Annotated in this window: 16 protein-coding genes and 1 pseudogene; 2 read left to right on the top strand and 15 right to left on the bottom strand. The window is 37.9% G+C overall.

The window, feature by feature from the left end:
* Nucleotides 1-44 precede the first annotated feature (44 nt).
* Nucleotides 45-2861 (bottom strand): excinuclease ABC subunit UvrA, encoded by a 2817-nt coding sequence (gene uvrA / locus KFO35_RS00720; protein ID WP_002314835.1) that lies wholly within the window; start codon nt 2859-2861, stop codon nt 45-47.
* A 9-nt stretch (nt 2862-2870) separates the two neighbouring features.
* Nucleotides 2871-4865, bottom strand: coding sequence for an excinuclease ABC subunit UvrB (gene uvrB, locus KFO35_RS00725; RefSeq protein ID WP_156271812.1), 1995 nt, complete (start codon nt 4863-4865; stop codon nt 2871-2873).
* Nucleotides 4866-5123: 258 nt separating this feature from the next.
* Between uvrB and KFO35_RS00730 the strand changes: the two genes are divergently transcribed.
* Nucleotides 5124-6626 (top strand): amino acid ABC transporter substrate-binding protein/permease, encoded by a 1503-nt coding sequence (locus tag KFO35_RS00730; RefSeq protein ID WP_002292110.1) that lies wholly within the window; start codon nt 5124-5126, stop codon nt 6624-6626.
* A gap of 1 nt (nt 6627) precedes the next feature.
* A complete protein-coding gene (locus KFO35_RS00735; protein WP_002292113.1) occupies nt 6628-7365 on the top strand; it encodes an amino acid ABC transporter ATP-binding protein in 738 nt (245 codons plus the stop codon).
* Nucleotides 7366-7491: 126 nt separating this feature from the next.
* On the opposite strand, the gene KFO35_RS00740 is transcribed toward KFO35_RS00735, so the two are convergent.
* From KFO35_RS00740 to KFO35_RS00800, 13 genes and pseudogenes are all read right to left on the bottom strand, one after another.
* Nucleotides 7492-8430 (bottom strand): hypothetical protein, encoded by a 939-nt coding sequence (locus KFO35_RS00740; RefSeq protein WP_156271814.1) that lies wholly within the window; start codon nt 8428-8430, stop codon nt 7492-7494.
* A gap of 2 nt (nt 8431-8432) precedes the next feature.
* On the bottom strand, nt 8433-9059 hold the full coding sequence (locus KFO35_RS00745) for an ATP-binding cassette domain-containing protein (protein WP_025477231.1): 627 nt from the start codon (nt 9057-9059) through the stop codon (nt 8433-8435).
* Between the two features lie 19 nt (nt 9060-9078).
* Nucleotides 9079-9597 (bottom strand): hypothetical protein, encoded by a 519-nt coding sequence (locus tag KFO35_RS00750; RefSeq protein WP_231401903.1) that lies wholly within the window; start codon nt 9595-9597, stop codon nt 9079-9081.
* Between the two features lie 375 nt (nt 9598-9972).
* Entirely contained in the window at nt 9973-11139 is a 1167-nt protein-coding gene (gene dnaJ / locus KFO35_RS00755) for a molecular chaperone DnaJ (protein ID WP_002292130.1), read from the bottom strand.
* 150 nt (nt 11140-11289) lie between these two features.
* Nucleotides 11290-13119, bottom strand: coding sequence for a molecular chaperone DnaK (dnaK, locus tag KFO35_RS00760; protein ID WP_002292134.1), 1830 nt, complete (start codon nt 13117-13119; stop codon nt 11290-11292).
* A 50-nt stretch (nt 13120-13169) separates the two neighbouring features.
* A complete protein-coding gene (gene grpE, locus KFO35_RS00765; RefSeq protein ID WP_002292135.1) occupies nt 13170-13733 on the bottom strand; it encodes a nucleotide exchange factor GrpE in 564 nt (187 codons plus the stop codon).
* A 93-nt stretch (nt 13734-13826) separates the two neighbouring features.
* The gene (gene hrcA, locus KFO35_RS00770) at nt 13827-14870 is read right to left on the bottom strand and encodes a heat-inducible transcriptional repressor HrcA (RefSeq protein WP_156271816.1); all 1044 of its coding nucleotides are present in this window, start codon (nt 14868-14870) and stop codon (nt 13827-13829) included.
* Nucleotides 14871-15102: 232 nt separating this feature from the next.
* On the bottom strand, nt 15103-16269 hold the full coding sequence (hemW, locus tag KFO35_RS00775) for a radical SAM family heme chaperone HemW (protein WP_156271818.1): 1167 nt from the start codon (nt 16267-16269) through the stop codon (nt 15103-15105).
* Between the two features lie 89 nt (nt 16270-16358).
* On the bottom strand, nt 16359-17741 hold the full coding sequence (locus KFO35_RS00780; protein ID WP_002314828.1) for a tyrosine-type recombinase/integrase: 1383 nt from the start codon (nt 17739-17741) through the stop codon (nt 16359-16361).
* Between the two features lie 78 nt (nt 17742-17819).
* Nucleotides 17820-18716: a hypothetical protein gene (locus KFO35_RS00785; protein WP_025477229.1), complete on the bottom strand. Its 897-nt coding sequence runs from the start codon at nt 18714-18716 to the stop codon at nt 17820-17822.
* Nucleotides 18709-19488, bottom strand: a pseudogene (locus tag KFO35_RS00790) (phage tail tip lysozyme); the annotation flags it as partial. The gene KFO35_RS00785 and the pseudogene KFO35_RS00790, both read right to left, overlap by 8 nt.
* Before the next feature lie 56 nt (nt 19489-19544).
* Nucleotides 19545-21506 carry an ATP synthase F0 subunit A gene (locus KFO35_RS00795; protein WP_025477228.1) on the bottom strand — a complete coding sequence of 654 codons (1962 nt, stop codon included), beginning with the start codon at nt 21504-21506 and terminating at the stop codon, nt 19545-19547.
* A 14-nt stretch (nt 21507-21520) separates the two neighbouring features.
* On the bottom strand, nt 21521-24025 hold the full coding sequence (locus tag KFO35_RS00800) for an ATP-binding protein (protein ID WP_156271820.1): 2505 nt from the start codon (nt 24023-24025) through the stop codon (nt 21521-21523).
* Nucleotides 24026-24031: the final 6 nt, after the last annotated feature.

Below are 24031 nucleotides of genomic sequence, written 5' to 3' on the forward strand. Positions count from 1 at the left end.
TCATTTTTTTATGTTTTTTTAACTATCTCAGCAATCTTTCTTCTTTATACCATTATTTTTTTCAAATAGTGACCTGTATAGCTTTCTTTTACATCAATGATTTCTTCTGGAGTTCCAGTCGCAAGGATCGTTCCTCCGCCTTCTCCGCCTTCTGGTCCTAAATCAATGATATGATCGGCTGTTTTGATTACATCTAGATTGTGTTCGATCACTAAAACTGTGTTACCAGCGTCTACTAATCTTTGTAACACTTGCAGCAAACGGGCGATATCGTCGCTATGAAGACCAGTCGTTGGTTCATCTAAAATATAGAAATTCTTTCCATTAGAGATTTTGTGTAATTCACTGGCAAGTTTCATCCGTTGCGCCTCGCCGCCGGACAATGTCGTTGCTGGTTGTCCCATCGTCACATACCCTAAGCCAACATCAACGATCGTTTGCAGTTTGCGATGGATCTTTGGAATATGCTTGAAGAATTCTACAGCATCTTCTACCGTCATTTCCAAAACATCTGCAATGCTTTTTCCTTTGTAATGTACTTCTAATGTTTCAGAGTTATATCGTTTGCCATGACATACTTCACAAGGAACATAGACATCAGGCAAAAAGTGCATTTCGATCTTAATAATCCCATCCCCACGACACGCTTCACAACGACCGCCTTTTACGTTGAAACTAAAACGACCTTTCTTATATCCCCGCATTTTTGCCTCGTTTGTTTGAGCAAATAACCCACGGATATCATCAAAGACACTCGTATAAGTCGCTGGATTACTTCTCGGCGTCCGTCCGATTGGGCTTTGATCGATGTCGATGATCTTTTCGATACTTTCGTAGCCGGAAATTGTCTTGAATTTACCTGGCTTGGCAGAATTCTTATTTAATTTCTGCGCTAATGATTTCTTTAAGATACTATTGACCAATGTACTCTTTCCAGAACCTGACACACCTGTTACTGCTACAAATTCTCCTAAAGGAAATTCGACACTGATATTTTTCAGATTGTTTTCTGAAGCACCAGTAATCTTGATTGCTTTCCCATTACCTTTACGGCGTTCTTTTGGCACCGGGATCGATTTTTTCCCTGAAAGATATTTCCCTGTCAAAGAATTTTCATCATTAGCTACTTCTTCAGGAGTACCTGCAGCAACGATTTGTCCGCCTTGTTCCCCTGCTCCAGGTCCGACGTCAATCAGATAATCTGCTGCCCACATCGTATCTTCATCATGTTCGACCACAACGAGTGTATTGCCAAGATCACGCATTTTCTTCAATGAGCCAATCAGTCGATCATTATCGCGTTGATGCAATCCGATCGATGGTTCATCTAAAATATACAGAACTCCAGAAAGATTCGATCCAATTTGCGTAGCCAATCTGATTCGCTGTGCTTCTCCTCCAGATAACGTTCCAGAAGCACGACTCAAGGTTAGATAGTCTAATCCGACATTTTCTAAGAATGAAAGTCTGTCATTTACTTCTTTTAAAATCGGTTTGGCAATCACTTTTTCTTGTTCAGATAATGTAAGGTTTGAGAAGAAGTCTACTGCTTTTTGGATAGACAATTCATTTGTTTGCCCAATATTCGTTCCATTGATTTGAACAGATAATGCTTGAGGATTCAAACGATAACCTTTACACGTCTGACAAGTCAATTCGGTCATATAAAGACGCATTTGCTCACGCGTGAAATCACTGTTCGTATCATGATAACGACGTTCGATATTTTTCAATACTCCTTCGAAAGTTGTTTCTACATCGCGAACGCCACCAAAATCATTTTCATAATGGAAATGGAAAAGTTCATCTGTCCCATTTAAGATGATCTCCTGATGTTCTTCCGGTAATTCTTCGAATGGTGTATCCAAATCGATACCGAAACTTTCGCAAGCCTGCGCTAACATTTGAGGATAATATTGAGAGCTGATTGGGTTCCATGGAACGATTGCACCTTGACTAAGCGTCTTCGTTCTATCTGGAATGACTAAATCTTGATCGACTTCTAATTTGACGCCTAAACCGTCACAGTCTGGACAAGCTCCAAAAGGCGCATTGAAGGAGAACAGTCTTGGTTCTAGTTCACCAACAGTAAATCCGCAATAAGGACAAGCATAGTGTTCACTAAACAACATTTCTTCTTCGCCAATCACATCAACCAAAGCATAGCCATCTGCCAGTCGCAAGGCTGCCTCTAAAGAATCAAATAGACGAGAACGAATCCCTTCTTTCACAATGATCCGGTCGATGACGATCGCGATATCATGTTTTTTATTTTTCTCCAGCTCAGGCACTTCACTTAAATCATAGATTTCACCATCGACTCGAACGCGGACGTATCCCTCTTTTTGGATTCTTTCGAATATTTTTTTATGTTGTCCTTTTTTCTTTACCACGATCGGTGCCAATACTTGGATCTTTGTGCGCTCAGGCAAATCCATTACTTGATCTGCCATTTGATCTACTGATTGACTGGTAATCTCGATATGATCGTTGGGACAAATCGGATGTCCTACACGAGCAAACAACAAGCGTAAATAGTCATTGATTTCCGTCACAGTACCTACTGTCGAACGAGGGTTTTTACTTGTTGTTTTCTGATCAATAGAAATCGCCGGACTCAATCCGTCGATGCTGTCTACATCTGGTTTATCCATTTGACCTAAAAACTGGCGGGCATACGCAGAAAGACTTTCTACGTATCTCCGCTGTCCTTCGGCATACAGTGTATCAAATGCTAAGGAACTTTTTCCAGAACCGGACAAACCTGTAACGACCACGAATTTGTCTCGTGGAATCGTGACATCTATATTTTTCAAGTTATGGGCACGTGCACCATGAATCGTAATTTTATCGTTAGCCATGTTGTCCTCCTACTTCGAAGCTTTTAATTCTAAAATCATATCTCGTACATTAGCGGCTGTTTCAAAATCCAAAGTTTTTGCCGCATCTTTCATTTCTTTTTCTAATTTCATCAATAATGTGTCTTTTTCTTCCTTCGTCATTTCTTCGTACGAGACTTGTACCGCTTCTTTTGTATCATCTTCCGATTCTTTCGTAATAGAAATCAAATCTCGGATTTCTTTAATGATCGTTTTTGGAACGATCCCATGTTCTTCATTGTACTTCTGCTGAATTGTACGACGTCTTGACGTTTCATCCATCGCTAAACGCATAGAATCCGTCACCTTGTCTGCGTACATGATTACTTTACCTTCTTCATTACGAGCAGCTCGCCCAATCGTTTGGACTAAGGAACGTTCGCTACGTAAAAAGCCTTCTTTATCTGCATCCAAGATAGCAACAAGGGAAACTTCAGGTACATCTAATCCCTCACGAAGCAAATTGATTCCGACTAACACATCAAATTCGCCTAATCGTAGATCTCGAATGATCTCTGTTCGTTCCAACGTTTTGATGTCGCTATGCAGATATTTGACTTTGATTCCTAATTCTTTGAAATAATCTGTGAGGTCTTCTGCCATTTTTTTCGTCAATGTCGTTACAAACACCCGTTGATCTTTTTCGACCCGTTCATTTATTTCGCCTACTAGATCATCGATTTGTCCCATGATTGGGCGGACTTCGATTACTGGATCAAGCAGCCCTGTCGGACGGATGATTTGTTGGATAACGGTATCTGTTTGTTCATATTCATATGGTCCTGGTGTCGCAGAGACATAAATGATCTGATTGACATGTTTTTCAAATTCTTCTAGACGAAGCGGCCGATTATCTAAAGCAGATGGCAAACGGAAACCGTAATCTACTAGCATCTGTTTTCTCGCTCGGTCGCCATTATACATTCCTCTGATTTGAGGCATGGTCACGTGCGATTCGTCAGCCACGATCAAAAAATCTTCAGGAAAGAAATCCAATAGCGTATAAGGCGGTTCGCCTTCTTTACGTCCGTCCATATGCCGGGAATAATTTTCGATTCCTGAAGTGTAGCCCATTTCTAACATCATTTCAATATCGTAATTGGTTCGCTGTTCTAAACGTTGAGCTTCTAGAAGTTTGTTTTCATTTCGTAAAACAGCTAAACGCTGCTCTAATTCTGCTTTGATATTCGCTACGGCATGCTCCATATGTTCGTCATTCGTCACAAAGTGAGTTGCCGGAAAGATTGCTACATGTTCCGTTTCTCCTAAAACTTCACCTGTCAGCGCATTGACTTCTCGGATACGTTCGACTTCATCTCCAAAAAACTCCACTCGTAAGGCACGTTCATCTCTTGAAGCCGGGAAAATCTCCACGACATCACCACGCACTCGAAAACGACCGCGCTGAAAATCTATATCATTTCTTTCGAACTGGATACTGACTAAGTCACGAATCAACTGGTTGCGATCTAATTCTGCTCCTTGTCGAATCGAAACGACTTGTTTTTGATACTCAAAAGGCGAACCTAATCCAAAAATACATGAAACGGATGCAATGACGATCACATCATTTCTTTCTAATAATGAACTAGTAGCCGAATGTCGTAATTTATCGATCTCATCATTTACACTTGAATCTTTTTCGATATACGTATCGCTTGAAGGCACATAAGCTTCAGGCTGATAATAATCATAATAAGAAACAAAATATTCAACAGCATTGTTAGGGAAAAATTCCTTGAATTCCCCGTACAGCTGACCAGCCAATGTTTTGTTATGGGCAATAATCAGTGTTGGTTTATTCACTTTCTCAATAAGATTGGAAATCGTATATGTTTTCCCTGTTCCAGTCGCACCTAATAAAATTTGTGCTTTTTTCCCGCCGACTACGCCATCCACTAATTGGTTAATCGCTTCAGGCTGATCACCAGCCGGTTGGTATTTCGAGACAAGCTCAAAGCGTCGGGAGGTATCTCTTTCAATCATTCTTTGTCCTCCTTTTCATTCATTCCTTTTCATTTTACGACCAATAAAAAGAAAAGGAAAGCAAAGGCATTCCTTACTAAAAAATTATACCACACCGAACATACTTTCGCCACTTTTTTCTCTCATTATCTATGTTACGTTTTATAACATAGAATGTTAGAAACTCGTATTTTTTTCATTTTTTCGAGCCTACAGTCTTGTCTGATTCAGCACTTTTCGCCTATAATAATAAAATATTGGAAATTTAGGAGGTTGATTATGAAAAGAAAGCATTTATTTCACTCATTTGTTTTCTTAATGACAGGACTTGTGACACTTGCGTTTGGTCATGTTGCACAAGCTGACAACACTACAACAGCAGAGTCAAGCACAAGCGAGACAATGCAAAAAATAGAGCCCAAAAAAGACGTATACGTAATTGCCAGCGACTCTGCTTTTGCTCCATTTGAATTTCAAAACGCAAACGGTGAGTACGAGGGTATCGATGTAAAATTGATGGAAAGCATCGCCAAACTGCAAGGATTCAACATCCGAATGGACTATCGTGGATTCTCCGCCGCTTTGCAAGCTTTAGAATCAGGACAAGCAGACGGGATGATTGCCGGAATGACGGTAACGGACGAAAGAAAGAAAAGCTACGATTTTTCTGATTCTTACTTTGACAGCGGAATTCAATTAGCTGTCAAAAAAGGCGATACTTCGATCAAGTCTTATGAAGATTTGAAAGGAAAAACAGTCGGAGCAAAAGTTGGGACCGAAAGTGCAGAATTTTTAAGCGATCATGAATCTGAATACGGCTATTCTATCAAATATTTTGATGCTGCAGATCAATTGTATGACGGGTTGAAAGTTGGCGCAATTGATGCCATGATGGATGATTATCCAGTAATTGGTTATGCGATCAAACAAGGACAAGAATTGGAAACACCGATTGAAAAAGAATCTGGCGGAAAGTATGCATTTGCCGTCAAAAAAGGGCAAAACCCTGAACTTCTTAATATGTTCAATGAAGGATTGAAAGAATTAAAAAGAACAGGCGAGTACGATAAGATCATCAAAGAATATGTAGCAGATGGTTCAGAATCTTCTAGTGATTCTTCCGCAGCTGATGAATCGACATTTCTTGGACTTATCCAAAACAACTATCAAGCATTGTTAAAAGGACTTTGGCGAACGATTCTCTTGACTTTGATCTCCTTTGCTTTAGCTATAGTGATCGGTGTGATTTTTGGATTATTCAGTGTAGCACCAATACGCGCGCTTCGCACGGTTGCTAGCATTTATGTCGATATCATCCGTGGGATTCCGATGATGGTTCTTGCATTCTTTATTTTCTTTGGATTGCCTGGTATCGTTGGATTTACGATCCCCGACTTCATCGCTGGTGTTATCACCTTGACTCTTAACGCAAGTGCTTATATCGCAGAGATTGTTCGAGGCGGAATCAATGCCGTTCCTGTCGGACAAATGGAAGCTTCTAGAAGTCTGGGTCTTTCTTATAATCGGACGATGCAAAAAATCATTTTACCACAAGCGATACGCATCATGATTCCATCATTCGTGAATCAGTTCGTTATCTCATTGAAAGATACAACGATCATTTCCGCAATCGGTGTAGTCGAATTGCTACAAACTGGTAAGATCATCGTTGCACGTACGACACAAAGTACGTATGTTTATTTGATCATCGCGATCATGTACTTGATCTTGATCACAGCATTGACAAAATTAGCGAAAGTTTTAGAAAAGAAGGTGAAGTAAGATGGCAGAAAAAATCTTAGTTGAGCATCTAGTCAAAAAATACGGCGATAACACAGTATTAAACGACATCAACGTATCCATCAACGAAGGAGATGTCGTCTGTATCATCGGCCCTTCAGGTTCAGGAAAAAGTACATTCTTGCGTTGCTTGAATCGTTTAGAAGAACCTTCTGACGGTGAAATCATTATTGACGGCGCCCACTTGATGGATAAAAGCACAGATATCAACTTGGTGAGACAACATATCGGAATGGTATTCCAGCACTTTAACCTATTCCCTCATCTTTCTATTTTGGAAAACATCATTTTAGCACCGATGGATCTGAAGAAAGAATCCAGAGAAGAAGCAGAGAAAAAAGCAATCAAATTGCTACAGACAGTTGGTCTAGAAGATAAAAAAGATATGTATCCTGAAATGCTTTCCGGTGGACAAAAACAACGTGTAGCTATCGCTCGTGCTCTAGCGATGAATCCTGACATCATGCTTTTTGATGAGCCTACTTCTGCACTCGACCCTGAAATGGTCGGTGATGTCTTGAACGTCATGAAAAAATTGGCAGAACAAGGTATGACGATGGTTATCGTTACGCACGAAATGGGGTTCGCTAAAGAAGTAGCCAATCGCGTCATGTTCATTGACGACGGAAACTTTTTAGAAGATGGAACGCCTCAACAGATTTTTGAAAATCCGCAAAATGAACGGACAAAAGATTTCTTGAACAAAGTATTAAATATTTAAATTTACTTCTATAGACTGAGACAAAGTCACTGAAAACAGGTATCTCCAAAAGATTGATGTATGAAGTTACAAAGAAATACACCTATCTCTTGGAGACCTATTTACTTGACTTATGTTTCAGCCTTTTTATTTTTCCGTGATAACACTATATTTTTGTTGCACGAATTCCATCAAGTATACATATAGAACAATCATTCCACACAGAATGCACACATGGAACATACCAAACTCAACCCTCGTCCCCGAATTGATCCTAAAAGTTGAAGCATTTGTATTAAATATTTTAGGATATAGATATAACAAAATATTCTTGAGATCATATTTTCCTAGTGGTGGCAAAAAAAGAAAATAGCTTCCTAAGAGACATAGGCTGAGGAAAGAATTCTTTACGACTGTTGTAAAATAATAACAAACTAAAAAGGAAAGAAATGCGAACCCCAATAGGACACTCAATTGAAGCGGCGCTTTCTCAAGATAAGATATTTGCCTAATTAACGCTTCATCGATTTGTGTCGATTTGTCAGCCTGAACAAAAAATCTTGAAAAAGACTGCAACATCAAAAATAAACTGAGAGAAGCAAGTATAAAAATAGTTAAACTAAGAAACCCTGCTCCTATCTTATGACGATTGATTTGCCATTGAGAATCCAAACAGCGCCTGATTTTCATTGTATGGTATTTGATATCTGCATTTGCTATTACTATCCCGTATACCCCCGAAAAAAAAGGAAAGAGAACAAAAAGCGAAGAAGACAATAATTGATTGATCCCGTTTTGGACATTTAAAGCTGCAAAACTGGAATGATAAGCAACGTAATGATATTTCAACGGATTGTCAACTATTTCAGTATTTTCGTTCATACTGATAGAAAAAGGTTGTTCAAGTATTTCTTGGATCGTTTCACCCCTTGCCAAGGCTTCCTCTACATAATATTGGAAATGACGAAGGTGACTTTGAATGAGCATTATTTGAGAAACGAACATTAAAGTAGAAAGCAACAATATTACTGAAAGAAAAAGGTAAAATATTTTCGAACGTCTTTGATAATAAAATTCAAAAAGCATTTTTACCTCCTTTTTGTTGAAATAAAAAAGCTGCGTAGATCCTCGGACGTGATAGGTTCTATTTTTCCGTTTTTTACATTTAATAACTCATCAGCCATTTCCAAGTAATATTCTTCATGACCACTTAAGATGACTGTAGCTTCTTTTTTCAGCTGAACTAAGCAATAAAGTAGCACTTTTCGATTCTTTTGATCTAATCCATTCAACACTTCATCTAATAAAACAACTCGGGGCGCAAGCAACAATAGCAATAGCAGCGAAAGTATCTTTTTTTCTCCCAGAGAATAGTTCTTAACTTTCACATACGATAAAAATGAAAGGGGTAAAAAATCGATTTTTTGTTTAGAGATTAGTTCTTTTATTTGCCGATTTCTTGTCAGTAAAATCAGATTATCTAATCCAGTTAGATTCAAGTAAAACGGGGTGGAGTCAAAAACACAAAAACAACTACCTGTTTTTTCAATCGTTCCAGAGTAGCTATCAATACCGACAATGCAGCGAAATAAAGTGGTTTTGCCAATGCCATTATCCCCATAAAGATAATAGATTTTATTTTGATCAAATGTGAATGACAGATGATCAAATAAGATTTTTTGCCCAAATCGTTTAGAAAAATCAATAAGTTTCATAGACAAACTCCTGAATAGATTAGTACCATGTAGAACCACCATTACCATGTACTCCATAATAATCAGTATAATCATGGTTATATATAACTATATCCCCCCATGGAGTAACACTTCCTGCTCCAATTGTTTTTGTTCCTCGCCAAAGATGTGTTGTTGCTGCTGTACTCGTACGAACAATACCTCGTGTTCTAACAATGTTAGGAAAAATCCAACCTGCTTCTTGAAATCCAGAACTACTTGTCACCCTTCCTCCACTTATATTAAAATTTATATTATCACGCAACCACATCATAAAAGTCCCACGATAGAATGATGCACGTCTACCTGAGCGAAGTACATCAGTTTGTTCCATTACTTTGTTATTTGTGAAATCATCAATAAGCTGTTCAGGTTTGATTTGGGAGTTAGTAAACACTTCTTGAACAGTTTCGTCTACTTCAATATTATTTAACGTTGTCGTCGCGTGCACCGAGCTAGAAAACAATAACAATGCTTTAGTCGTTAATAGAATTATCAATACTCTTTTTGCAACTTCCATAATGATTCCCTCCATATTTTTTACTTTTTTAAATTAAAATTTCTAATAGATTCTCCTTTCACAATATTTTTCAAACAAATATATTTTTATACATATTTGAAATTCAAACAAATTTATTCAATCAATCGACTTTTTTATTTATTCATATTTTACCAAAGTATAGTAATGGCTCATTAACAACTTTTTATCAATATAGAAAGTAATAGCCATCCCCTTGTTTCATTTCCTATATTCCTTTCCCCCCCCTAATAAACGCTATTGAAAACTAGGATTACTAAGTGTTAATACATAAAAAAATAAAAGACTTACCAATTTTTTCTAGAAATAGAAAATTTTGGTAAGTCTTTTTGACACTTGTGTTTTTTACTAGAAAAGCTACTTCCGCTTTTTCCCGCCAAAAGCATCTTTGAATTTATCGAAGAAACCATCTTCTTGTTGTTCTTCTACTTTGATGCCGCCAGCTTCAGCGAATGCACGTAACGCTTCTCTTTGTTGTTCATTTAGATTTTTCGGCGTGATCAGTTTTACTTTGACATGTTGGTCGCCTGTTGCACCACCACGTAACTTCGGAGCGCCTTTTCCACGTAAACGGAAGTTCGTACCTGTCTGTGTACCAGCAGGAATTTTCAGTTTCACATCTCCATGGACAGTTGGTACTTGGACTTCATCGCCCAAAGCTGCTTGTACAAAACTTAAAGGCAATTCATAGTAAATTTCAGAGCCTTCACGGTCAAAGATATCACTTTCTTCTACACGGAAGACCACATACAAATCACCAAATGGTCCGCCGTTTTCTCCGGCTTCTCCTTGACCAGCTAAACGCATTTGTTGTCCTTCTTCTACCCCAGCTGGTACATTCACTTTGACTGAGTGAGCTTTCTTCTCATGACCTGAGCCATGACAGGTTGGACAAGGTTCTTTGATTTCTTTTCCTGTACCATGACAAACATCACAAGTTTGACGGCTCATCACTCGTCCAAGAGGTGTTTGGCGTTCTACATTGATCGTACCTGCACCATGGCATTTATGACAAGTAGTTGGTTGCGTACCTGGTTTTGCCCCATTTCCGCCACAAGTATGACAGATCTCTTCCCGATTGTACTTGATTTCTTTCTCTACGCCAAAAATTGCTTCTTCAAAAGATAAGTCGATCGTATATTGCAAATCAGCACCTTGACGAGGCGCATTGGGATCGACTGAACGACCTCCCCCTCCAAAGAACGAGTCGAAGATATCTTCAAAACCACCGAAGCCGCCGCCAGAGAAGCCGCCGAATCCACCAAATCCGCCACCAGCTCCACCAGCACCGTAATTTGGATCTGTACCTGCATGCCCGTATTGGTCATATGCAGCGCGTTTTTGCGGATCACTTAAAATTTCATAAGCTTCTGATACTTCTTTGAATTTTTCTTCCGCATCAGGTTCTTTATTGATATCAGGATGGTATTTTTTTGAAAGCTTACGATAAGCTTTCTTTATTTCATCTTCTGATGCTCCTTTTGAGAGCCCTAAGACTTCATAATAATCACGTTTTGTTGCCATAGGCTTTCCTCCTATTGGTTCTCATCATTTTCACGTCGCTTGTTATCATATCATATTTTGTTTGAAACAAAAACCGATACTTCAAACTATTTTTCAAAAGAAAAAGCCAAAGTAGCAACTTTGGCCTTCTCTCGAAATTCAGTGAACTGATTATTTATCGTCGCCATCGACTTCTTCAAAATCAGCATCAACGACATCATCTGCTCCGCCTTGAGCTGCTTCTGGGTTTTCTTGAGCTTGTTGTTGTGCCGCTTGTTCGTATAGTTTAACAGTCAAGTTTTGAACGATTTCGTTCAATGCATCGCGTTTAGTTTTCATTTCTTCGATGTTGTTTGCTTCAACAGCGGCTTTCAATTCATCGCGAGCTGTTTCTGCTTTTTTCACTTCTTCTTCGTCCACTTTGCCTTCTAATTCTTTCAATGTTTTGTCCACAGAGAATAGCAATGCGTCTACATCATTACGTAGGTCAACTTCCTCTTTACGAGCTTTATCTGCTTCAGCGTTTGCTTCTGCATCTTTTACCATACGTTCGATTTCTTCGTCTGTTAGACCTGAAGAAGATTTAATCGTGATTTTTTGTTCTTTTTGTGTACCTAGATCTTTCGCAGATACATTTACAATCCCGTTTTTATCAATATCGAATGTTACTTCGATTTGTGGGATACCACGAGGAGCTGCTGGAATATCTGTCAATTGGAATCTTCCTAGTGTTTTGTTGTCAGCAGCCATTGGGCGTTCACCTTGTAATACATGGATGTCTACTGCTGGTTGATTATCTGCCGCAGTTGAGAACACTTGTGATTTACTTGTTGGGATCGTTGTATTGCGGTCAATCAATTTAGTGAATACACCACCCATTGTTTCGATACCTAATGACAATGGCGTAACATCAAGTAAAACAACATCTTTTACATCACCAGTGATTACGCCACCTTGGATAGCGGCACCCATCGCAACTACTTCATCAGGGTTAACTGATTTGTTTGGTTCTTTTCCTGTTTCTTTACGTACTGCTTCTACAACTGCAGGGATACGAGTAGATCCACCGACCAAAATAACTTCGTCGATTTCTGATTGTGATAGACCTGCATCTTTTAGTGCTTGACGTACTGGTACTTTCGTACGTTCTACTAAGTCAGCTGTTAATTCATCAAATTTTGCACGTGTCAATGTCATTTCCAAGTGCAATGGTCCAGATTCACCAGCTGTGATAAATGGTAAGCTGATTTGTGTGCTTGATACGCCAGATAAATCTTTTTTCGCTTTTTCAGCGGCATCTTTCAAGCGTTGTAACGCCATTTTATCTTGAGACAAGTCAATGCTGTTTTCTTTTTTGAATTCTGCTACCATGTAGTCGATGATTTTGTTATCAAAGTCATCCCCACCTAGATGGTTGTCACCAGCTGTTGACAATACATCAAAGACACCGTCTCCTAATTCAAGGATTGATACGTCAAAAGTACCACCACCAAGGTCGAATACTAAGATTTTTTCGTCACGATCTGTTTTATCCAAACCATAAGCAAGAGCAGCTGCAGTTGGTTCATTGACGATACGTTCTACTTCTAAACCAGCGATTTTACCAGCATCTTTTGTTGCTTGACGTTGTGCATCGTTAAAGTAAGCTGGTACAGTAATAACTGCTTTTTCGACTTTTTCACCTAAGTAATCTTCTGCAAATCCTTTGATATATTGAAGAATCATTGCTGAGATTTCTTGAGGTGTGTATGATTTGCCTTCTACATCTACTTTGTAACCAGCTTCACCGATATGGCGTTTGATTGATGAAATCGTATTTGGGTTTGTCACAGCTTGACGTTTTGCCACTTCCCCTACTTGGATTTCTCCATTTTTGAATGATACAACAGAAGGTGTTGTACGGTTTCCTTCTGGGTTAGCGATGATTTTTGCTTCGTTTCCTTCTAGTACTGCTACTGCAGAGTTAGTCGTACCTAAGTCAATACCGATAATTTTACTCATAATTAACGTCTCCTTCTTTAATTGAAAGTGTAAGTTTTATATCCGCACAATTATTGTGCAACAATGACCATAGTTGGTCTTAACACGCGATCATGTAATTTATAGCCTTCTTGTAGTACTTCTACAATCGTATCGGCTGGTGTATCTTCAGTCGCTGGAACAGTTTGTACTGCTTGATGAAGATTAGGATCAAAGGATTCTCCTTTAGCAGGGATTTTCTCGATTCCTTCTTCTTCCAGTGCGTTACGTAAACTTTCCAAGACCATTTCCACGCCTTTTTTCAAGCTTGCTCCTTGATCATCTGACACTTCTGTGGCTAATGCACGTTCCAGATTGTCAATTGATGGAAGCAATTTTTTGGCTAAATCTTGTGAACGGTATTTTTGTAATTGCTCACGTTCATTTTTTCCTCGATTTGCCATATTTGCGATTTCCGCACGAGCTCGCAAATATTTATCTTCCATTTCTTCTAATTCAGCTTTTAATTTTGCTGATTCGAATTCTTCCGCTTCAACTTCTGAAATGCCTGAATCTTCTGCAGCTTCGACATCGATTTCCGGTTCTGGTTGAGCATCTGTCATTTCTTTATCTAGTTCTTCTTGATTTTCTTTCACGATACAGTCTTCCTTTCATTATTCAGTCAGCTGTTTGATTGCTCTTATTAAGAAAGAGAGAACGATCAGCTGCAAATAGCTTCGTTATTCACATTACGAGTTTGACAAGTCAAGTGATCGATAGTAATCAGCAAGCTTAGCTGCTAGTTCTCTTCGATAAACATCCACTAGACCAAACATCCGAGAATAAGGCATACTAGTCGGCCCCAACAAGGCTATTGTACCTCTTCCATGACCATCTATCTCGTAACTTGCTTGAATCATGCTCATATTCTGCAATAAATCATTACCTAATTCAGCACCGATCTTGATATGAATATTACTATCCATCGGAGTGATCATTTGTGTAAGTCCATCGGAGTCTTTCATAAAAGAAAACATCGATTTAAACTGATCAAGATCTTGACGGGGCTCATAATCCAAGAGATTCATTTGTCCACTGACATAAACTTTTTCTTCAAATACATGACCAAGAACGGTGTCAAACAACTGGGACATCCCTTCTGTCGTCTGGAAATATTTATGAAGAATCATCGGAATCTCTGTACGTAGTTTATGGTACACCGTCATCAGAGGATCCCCGACTAGACGGTCGTTTACAATTTGCACCATTTTTTCTAGTTCCTGACTTCCCATGTATTCGGGAAGAGTGAACACTTGGCTTTCTACATTTCCCATATCTGTCACGACAATCGCAATGATCTGTCGATTATTCAAGGGTACGATACGAAAGCCTGTTAATCGGCGGTCTTTTATTTCAGGTCCCAACGAAAAAGTCGTATAACTTGTCAGCTCAGATAAGATCTCAGCAGATTGCTTAATGATCTCATTGATCTCGTGAAATTCTCTACCTAAAGACTGACGTATCAGCAGCAGATCATCTTCTGCTACGCGAGCAGGTTTTAACAAATGATCCACAAAATAACGATAGCCTAAAGCAGATGGAATCCGCCCAGAAGAAGAGTGAGTCTTCAACAGCAACCCTTCATCTTCTAATGCCTTCATATCATTGCGAATCGTTGCTGAACTGGCCTTGACTCCCTCAGACATCAATGTTTTGGAACCAACGGGCACGCCACTACTCGTATAGTGTTGGATGATCAGACGTAAAATGTCGTTTTGTCGCTTTGTTAACATCTTCCTCACCTCTCATTAGCACTCATAGATTCTAAGTGCTAATCCACTTATAAATATAGCAAGAAGCCCTTCTCCTGTCAAGAGAAAGACTTCATTTTTTAGCACTCTATCGTTCAGAGTGCTAACTCTGAGCAATCGCTATAAATCCAGTTATATCAACGTTTCAATAGTTCTTTATTGTATTTTTGAACTTTTTTATTTAAATTCCGATAAAAAACAAATATTCTTTAAACTATTTTTCAAACAAAAAACGCTCAAACACATTGTTTCCCAAAAAAGTTCCTCTAGGTGTCAAATAAATACGGTCTTCTTCATTAACAAGTAACCCTTCTTCCTCTAACTTCATCAACACATCTCCGTATACCGATTCAATCGTTTGTTGATAGCGATCATAGAAGTGTTTTTTAGCAATCCCAGTTTTTTTTCTTAGACCCAAGAACATTTCTTCTTCTATTTGATTTTTTCGTGTCAATTTTTCTTCTTCCAATACCGGGCGTTCATTGACTCGTAATGGACGTAAATAGTGTTGGATTGGTCCTTTGTTGCGGTAACGAATATTTCCAAGATAACCGCTAGCTCCTGCTCCAAACCCAAAATAATGGTCATTGTTCCAATACATCAAGTTATGCTGCGACTCGTGTCCGAAAAGCCCAAAGTTACTTATTTCATATTGGTGACGTCCATGTTTTTCCATTGCTTCAATGGTCTCTTCAAACATTTTAGTTTCCGTTTCCTGATCAGGCAGTTCGAGTCTTCCTTGTCGTACCCAGTTCATGAACATTGTTTTGTTTTCTAGGATCAATGAGTACAAAGAATAGTGAGGCAGATCCAAAGCCAAAGCTTTTTCCAAAGTATCCCGATACCCTTCTAGTGTTTGTCCCGGTAATGCATAAATTAAATCGATGCTTACATTGGTAAAATTTTCTGCTTCTAAAAATTGCATCGTTTGATACACATTTTCTGCGGTGTGTTTACGTCCAATTTTTTTCAATAAGCGATTGTCAAATGTCTGAACTCCCATGGATAAACGATTGACGCCATAGTTTTTCATCACTTGAAGCTTTTCACGGGTTAAATCGCCAGGATTCGCTTCTACAGTAAACTCTTTACCATCCTGAAAAGGCAAGATCTCTCTAGCTCCTGATAACAATCGATCAAGCTGTTTAGCAGATAAAGAGGTTGGTGTTCCGCCCCCTACATAAAGTGTTTCCAAATTCGCTGTCGGATGACTTTCCAGCATTAATCTCATTTCATTCAGCAGCATTTCCACATACTCATCTACCGGTTGCCCTTCTAAAAAAACTTTATTAAAGTCACAGTAATAGCAGATATGCTCGCAAAATGGGATATGAATGTACGCAGAAACCTTGTTTTCTGCGGGATTTATTGTTTCTATCATTGAACTTCTTTCTCCTTACGTCGAAAAGTCGTACCGATTTTCGACCACTCTTATATACGCATACTAAACGTATTTGGCAAACAAATCCACTAAAAAATCCAAGAATCGACTTCTTGGATGATTTTTTCTTTCATTGAACTGGTTACCTGGTTATATACCTCTAGGGTTGTTTTCATGTCTGAGTGACCAACACGATCCATGATGGCTTTTATAGGTAATCCAGCTTCTGCTAATAAAGAGATATGGGTGTAGCGGAATGTATGTGTGCTGACCTTCTTTTGGAATTCCGGGTATTTTTCTTTCAGGATATCTTGCACACTACGAACGGTTTTTTTATTGTTGCCACGACCATTCAGAAATTCATTTAGCGAATGGTAAACAACTGGCGTACCATTTTGCGTTTGGAAGATCGTTTCAGAAAAAATGAATTTTTTCGAAGTAGCTATCCTTCTATTATAAGATGCTTTTTCTGTTCGTTTGTATGTTTGATAAAAATTGCCTTCTTCTCGTTGTTTCATTTCTACTTGGCGTGCTTGATTGATCCTGATCCTATTTTGAATAATTTCGACAGAGCGTGTATCTAAAGCAATTTCTCTAATGGAAGCAATTGTTTTTGGTGGACTGCGTACATACTCTTTTACGGATCGTCCTGCCGCCACTACTCCTTCGTTAATTAAAAGCTTTTTCGCAGAAAAATCGACTTTCTCAATCGTCAAAGCACTTACTTCTCCAATACGCAGACCATTTCGAATCATAAATTCAACTAAATCAAGATAAAGCTTCCCCATTTTGTTGATTTCTTTATTAGTTTCATATTTTTCATGGATCGCTGCTAATAAAATGCGTACTTCCTTTTTTTCTAGAAATTTCTTTTTCCTACGCTGAATCGCTCGAATTTTTCGATCATTGGGAATTTTTAATACAATCTTATTCAAATCGAATAAGATTAAATCATGACGATAACCATAGGAAAGGATTTGTTTGAGTAAAGAACGGATCTTTTCTAACGTTGCTTTTTCTAAAAGGGTTTTGGTTTGTTTCGAGCGAACCATCAGAATATCCGCACAAGCCCCTTCAACAAATAAAGGAGTCAGCTGTTTCAGTCGCAGATTATCTACGAAATGCGGTTGGAGGTATCGGTGAAGAATTTCTTTCTGATAATGTACAGTTGTTTGACGAACCGTTGGCGACCACGCCTTCAGCCAAAGAGCCGTCAATTCACCAAACGTCTCACATTGATTTACATCAGAAAACATTGTATATTTGTTGAACTCTTTTTCAATCTGTTCTTTCAGATAGCGTAGTGCTTGTTTTTCACTCTTGAAACCTTTTGCTTTCCAATTGACACTTTTCTTTCTCGTCTTTCCTTTGACCGGATCATAATAAGCCTGGAACGTACGCAAATAATTCTTTTTATCGATTGTTGTATACGAACTTCGCAAATACTGTTTCCATTCTGACGACCGCAGCAACTCCTCCTCCTTTCGTAAAAATAAGGAGCACAAAAGTGAAATATTTTCTTCACTATTGTACTCCTTATACGGTTACATTCACTTTTTATAACTGGATATAATTGCGCTCAAATTATTCAACATAGGTTGAAAGTTTTCAAAGTTGATTATTTTATAGTTTTTCATTATATAATTTGAAAAAATTTCTTTTCCGTAATGCTCATCAGATTTAAAACTCTTATTTCTACAAAAAGTTTTATTATTGATTTTATGTTCTAGTGTTTCTGGGAGAAAAAGATCTTCAATCTCGCATTCTTTTTTATTGTCTACGAGTGGATTAACTAACAGATATGCACTTTCATTCAAATTAACATATTCTTCTTTTTCTAACTCTGTACATTTATTCTCAGCTAATGAAATATGATTAACAAATTTTCTAACAGGCTTATTTCCTTCTGCCAACTCATTATCAAATATAAATATAGTTGGATTACTTGGCAATTTTTTACTGAGACCTTTAAAATATTTCATATAATTAGTAATGTTACTATTTTTATAATCATAAAAATAATGATATAAATTTTGCATAGCATCTGCGCCATCTTTATTAAGACCAAAAAAATAATTTAATCTTTTAGTACGCTTCAAAAACATAATTTTATACTCAAACTTATGATCATCATTTCTAACAATAAGTTCAGGGTAATTTAAATAATATTTTTTTAATGCTGCTTGTATATATTTAATATCAGTTTTTCCTTCAGTTATTACGATTGGCTTATCATTTATAAAGAAGTACTTATAAAATAGAAAAGCTTGATATTGTTTTTCTCTTGCACTTAAATTTCTAAAGTCATGTTTATTCGAGTCTCTATGGTTATTATGTCGATCAATTTGGTTGATAAAGGATAGTCTACCTTCAATTTGCTTTATAGTTCCCGTGTTACCTTCGATTTCAAAAGTATCAGTTTTATACAAACTATTTTTGCCAATCATAATCGCTGCCGATCGATTGAGCATACATAAATCCTGAACCCATCATCTGTGGTCCACCTAGTTTTCGAACATAATAAGCCGTGAGCCCATAACATTGACCACCATTGATCGTTTGCCCCATGACAGATTCTAAAATATCGATTTTGCCTCCACCAATATTAGCGGAGCCTCCTCCTAAAGAACCTTCGAATAATCGTTTATACCAATTTACGGCACTTGTCTTTCGCTTATTTTGTTCGACTGGATCATCTTTTGTTCCGGCACGTTCCCAATATTTCAATATATCGACTGCCAACTTTTCAATTTCTGTTCCATTAGACATATTCTTCAATAAGTCACTATCCGATCCGTCATGATACCAGGCAAAATCCATTTGAAAAGCCACAGTCTTCCAATCTTCATTTTGCTCTCTGGCAAGGTTCAACATGTTCACACGGCGACTACTATCCCACTGCGCTAATCCCATCGCATAGCCACCAATTTCAGGATTATATGCCCATACTGGATTAAAGGCCAAATCACTTTGGATGCGGGAAGGGATCAATCCACTCTCATGTTCCATGTTACCGATCCATGCTGCTGCAAATTCCTTTGTTCCTCCTTTTTGTTGCACATATTGAGCCACTTCTAAAGCAACTTGTTCTTGAGGTGTACCTGGTTCAAATTCTGACGTACTTCCATTTTGATTGGCGGAAAATATACCTATAAATAAAAGAAACGGTAACAAAAAGGCAAAACAAGTTCCTAAAATGATATACGCAATTTTTTTCATTTTTCACCTCACTTTATAAAAAACTTTGTTTATCTACAAAAAAGAAGACTGATCAATTACCAGTCTTCCATTGGTTCCTGTTGTTCTTCTTCCCATGCATCAAAAAATGTTTCTTCGGACTCCAAACTTTTGAAATTCTCCTCTATTTGATGAATCGGTTCTACTTCCGACGAATAGTTGGCAATCAACTCTGGATCATATGCATGATCAAAATAGGCTTGTTCCTCTTGTGCTAATTGTAGTTCGTCAAAATTATCGACTGTCACATTCATTTTTTCAGATAAAACCGTTGGATCAATTGGTTTTTCATTCTCACTCATTGCTACCTCATCCTGTTCAAACAACGCTTCTGGGTCATTCGTCAAATCAGAATCAGATAAATCAGACATAAGAACATCATCCGAAACCAACGCATCTGATTCACTTAAGGATTGATCAAAAGTCGGATCTGCTTCATTGATTTCTGCTAATACATCTTCTAATGCTTTGTCATCTACTTCTTCATCAACTAGCACTTCATCTTCTACTTGCTGATCTACTTGATCCATTTCCATTTTATCTTCTTCAGGGATAGACAATTCTGTATCATCATAATCAGACGGACGGAATAGGGATCCCAATCCTTGCTTGACACCAGTAAATTGATTTTCTTCATCCAAAAAGTGTTCTTTCCCAAGAGTCATTGCTTTATCCGGTAGTATTTTTGATAACCCATTTAAGGCTATGTTCGGATTTCCTGTGTACGCACCAGCAGCTAATTGTGCTGCCCCTATGCTCGCACCACTAATTTGTTCTGCTCCTTCCTTAGTCTTTTCGTTTACTTTCTTTTCGAATATCGGCTGTTGTATCTGACCATCAGCAAAGAATCCTAGTATTCGGTAACGATTTTTCCACACTGTACTTATAAAAACAATTTTTACAAGAACCATGATCAATCTAGTTCCTAATAGAAGAATACTGCCTGATAAGACATTCAATAGATTTTCATTGATTCCTTGAGCAGCATGTAAAAATACTTGATCGATTAGTTGATTGACCCAAAAAAGAACTGAAATAAAAACACCATAGATCACTGGCATAAATAAAATGCCAATCAGTGTTTTGAAAAATTTAAACATGAGCATTTGACATCTAGGAAAAAAAGAGGCTAATGCAAGGATTGGAAATGCAAGAATCAATAGGTTCACTAAAATCTGAATGATAGTTAACATCATATTAATGTATAAAACTGGTAAGGCTAGGATAAACAAATTCGCAACGCCTACCCAAATCGCAAAGCTTTTTTCCATTGTCTTTGACCCATCTTGAGCAAAATAAGGATTTTCATTTTCAAGTGAATCGATATATTGTTCTCTATCTTTTTTGAAAGTCTCTTTTTCTTCTTTGGACAAATTCGGTACTTGTAATAGTTTTGCCTCGTCCAATTTCTCTCCATTCTCCATCGTTCCATCCAATGAACCACTATTCACAAAATAAAATGTCTGTTTGACTGTTGCATCAAACATCGGGCTTTGATCTGAATCTGAACCATAATTCGTGCCAGAAATAAACTGATTTTGAACTGTCTTTACTATACTGTTGACAGATTGGATAAAGAAACTAGACATATTGTATGTTCCTTGCCTAGTGGTTATTTGTCCAAACCAACCAAAAAACAACAAAAGGACCACGACATAGTGCAATAAAGATTGAGAAAAATTATGTCGATTGGAAAAGAAATGATACAGCAAGTAGTAAGCACTTAACATAATTGCTAACCCCATCAACGTGCCTCTACCAAATCCTGTGCCACCAAAATTCCTTAAAATTTGTACAGACATATCAAACATCTCTGCTTGTTTAGCGATAAAATAATCTGACTGATTCAATACACTTTCACAGAACAAAAAGAAGGACACACATAGTTTCAGAAAAAAGAAAGGCAAGCCTACAAAGAACCAATTAACAACTTGCCACCCTTTATCTAATAATCCACCACCGACCATATAAGCATCATAGCTATCGATCAAAAACTTCATTGCAGTCCTCCTTTCTAAACAGCAAAGTGATTTTCCATTACTGAGGCATCTGAATCGTCTACAGTCTTGAAGAGCTCCAGCCATTCTTCAAAAAGGACATGGACAACTACACGATTGACCTGGTTAAACATGTCTTTCAATAAGCATTGACCTTGCACCATATTCGAGACCCACTTCATATTTTGTTCGTTTATCGGCAAATTCAAATACTGCAGGATTCCCTCTCGATTCTGCACTTCATCAAAGCAAATAACCGTACCAAATCCTGTGCCATCTTCTTTATCATCCAGATCATTGACCGATTGCGTGATTAACACTAAGAAGTTATTGAAGGAACGACCGATCCGTTTCATAGATTTCAAAATTGCTTTTCCTTCTGGCGATGATTGAAAGATCCAACTTTCATCAAAGAAAGTCACTGTTTCTTGTTTTGGATTGCGTGAACCGAATTTCGAACAAAAGGTGCCCAGTGCAAACATCAAGGTTACAGACAAGCGCTTGTTTTCGTCCATATGTTCATTTTTATCTGTTGGCAGATCCAAATCTTCAATTTCTAAAATCGTCACTTTCTTTTCAAAGGATAGACCTGGAACTTCTCCATGAGAAAATGCCAACTCTAAAATCGATCCTTTAATTGTCGAAATCAAAAATCTGCCCATGTCTTGTACATCTGGAATACTACTAGAAGCTAACCTTTCAACAACCTGCCAAAAGCCTATTTTTTTGCCGGATTTACGTTCTTTTACAACTGTTGCAATGGTTTCATTGATCTCCGTTTTCTGCTTTAAGTTCCAAATTCCTTCGTAGATATTGGTCAGCATGGCTTTGGCTGTCGCAATGGCTTCTGTTTCATCAAATAGAACGATTGGGTCAAGTACGCCTAGGTTCTTTTTATCTCGTATATCTAAAGTCACAAAATTAAAGGAACGGACAAAAGCTGTATCTAAAGGATATTTTTTCTGATACATTGGATCGTTGATCGTTCGCATGAATTGTCGTCGCATTTCTTTTTTCGGATCGATATATAGTACTCGATCTTTCAATGTAGCACATTCCATGAACAATTTTTTAGCAGTCACTGATTTTCCATTTCCAGTATCGCCCGTTAATTCCCAATGCGGATTATTGGTTTTCTTACCAACAATATCTTGTTTATTCGCTAAAAAGAGATTCATATAGATCAGATTCTTAGAATTCAATAAAATACTTTTTCGGTCTTCTTTTTCTTCCAACGTCGTATCGACACGACCAAAATAATAGCCTAAGTTTGTTCCAGCTTTAAGCGAAGTGAAGAAATTCAACTCTGCAAAAGATTCAATGGTACTCGTATGTTGCCATTTTTTGTCTTTCATTCGCAGGAAGTTCCCAAATAAAGTGGATTGGAAAAGATACGGATCATCGAATGTTGCTTTTAATAATGGGATACCTAATCCATCAAATCGATTGATCAAATATTTCTTCCGTGCTTGCAGTTGTTTTTTAGTGTTACCACTAACAACTAAGACAACTTTCCAATCAAGAATATCCACACCATCATCGATTTTCTGATCTAGATCGTCTAAAGAAAGCTGTCCTTCTACGATTTTTCGTTTCTGCTTTGATCCGGCTAAATGCGCTTCTTGCATGATATTTTTCGTTCGAGTACGTGCACGAGCGGAACGACCAGATAATGCTAATTGCCCTTTACTTTCCGCAAAAGAAGCTTGGATTTTCACTTCTACTGGAAAAGGCATTTTTTGCACGATTTCCAGCAAATGATTTCCATCTAAAAACACGCCGATATCTCCGACTGGCAAATAGGAAACATAGCTTTCGCCATAATCGCACTGAAAGTGTAAGCCACCAGAAAAAATAGGTTGGATCTTTGTTTCCATCAAATTTTCAAATGTTTGGCTCGCTAAGACATCTTGACGTTCATGAGGAATATTCTTCAGAAATTGGTAGGCTTGATAATAATACAGTTCGTCTTCTGTCAAACGTTCGATCAATAGTTCGGATAAATTCTGATAGATTTCTTGCTCCTGTTCCTGGTAATCTTTCGCCCACTCTTTTTCCAATGCCACATCAAATCCTAGCCCTTTCACAATTGTTTCTGTTACATGGTTGACTGCTTTGGAAATATTTTCTTTTAGATCGATAGCAATCTCTTTTTTCACCAATGGCACCCCAATGATCCAGGCATATTCATAGACCATGCCCATTTCATTTTCTAAAATCTGTGCTGTTTTCATCAATTTATCAACACCTACTGCGTGATTTTCAGGATCGATCAATGAACGCATGGCACCCATCTTCCTTCGAATATCTGCATTTACAGGTAATAGATTGATTTCAAAGCCGCCGCTGCCTTTTAACCGTTTCAGCGCACGGGCAACTTTTTTCTTCGTTTTTTGTTTCTTTTCAAAATCCGTCAACATCACCGTTTCAGAACGAATCCTGTAATAAGCAATCGCAGTTTTCTCTTGCGTCAGAAGCATATTTTCATGCATATATTCTGACAAAGGGTATTCTAATTGCATCTCATT

The organism is Enterococcus lactis, from assembly GCF_015751045.1.
Lineage (GTDB): Bacteria > Bacillota > Bacilli > Lactobacillales > Enterococcaceae > Enterococcus_B > Enterococcus_B lactis.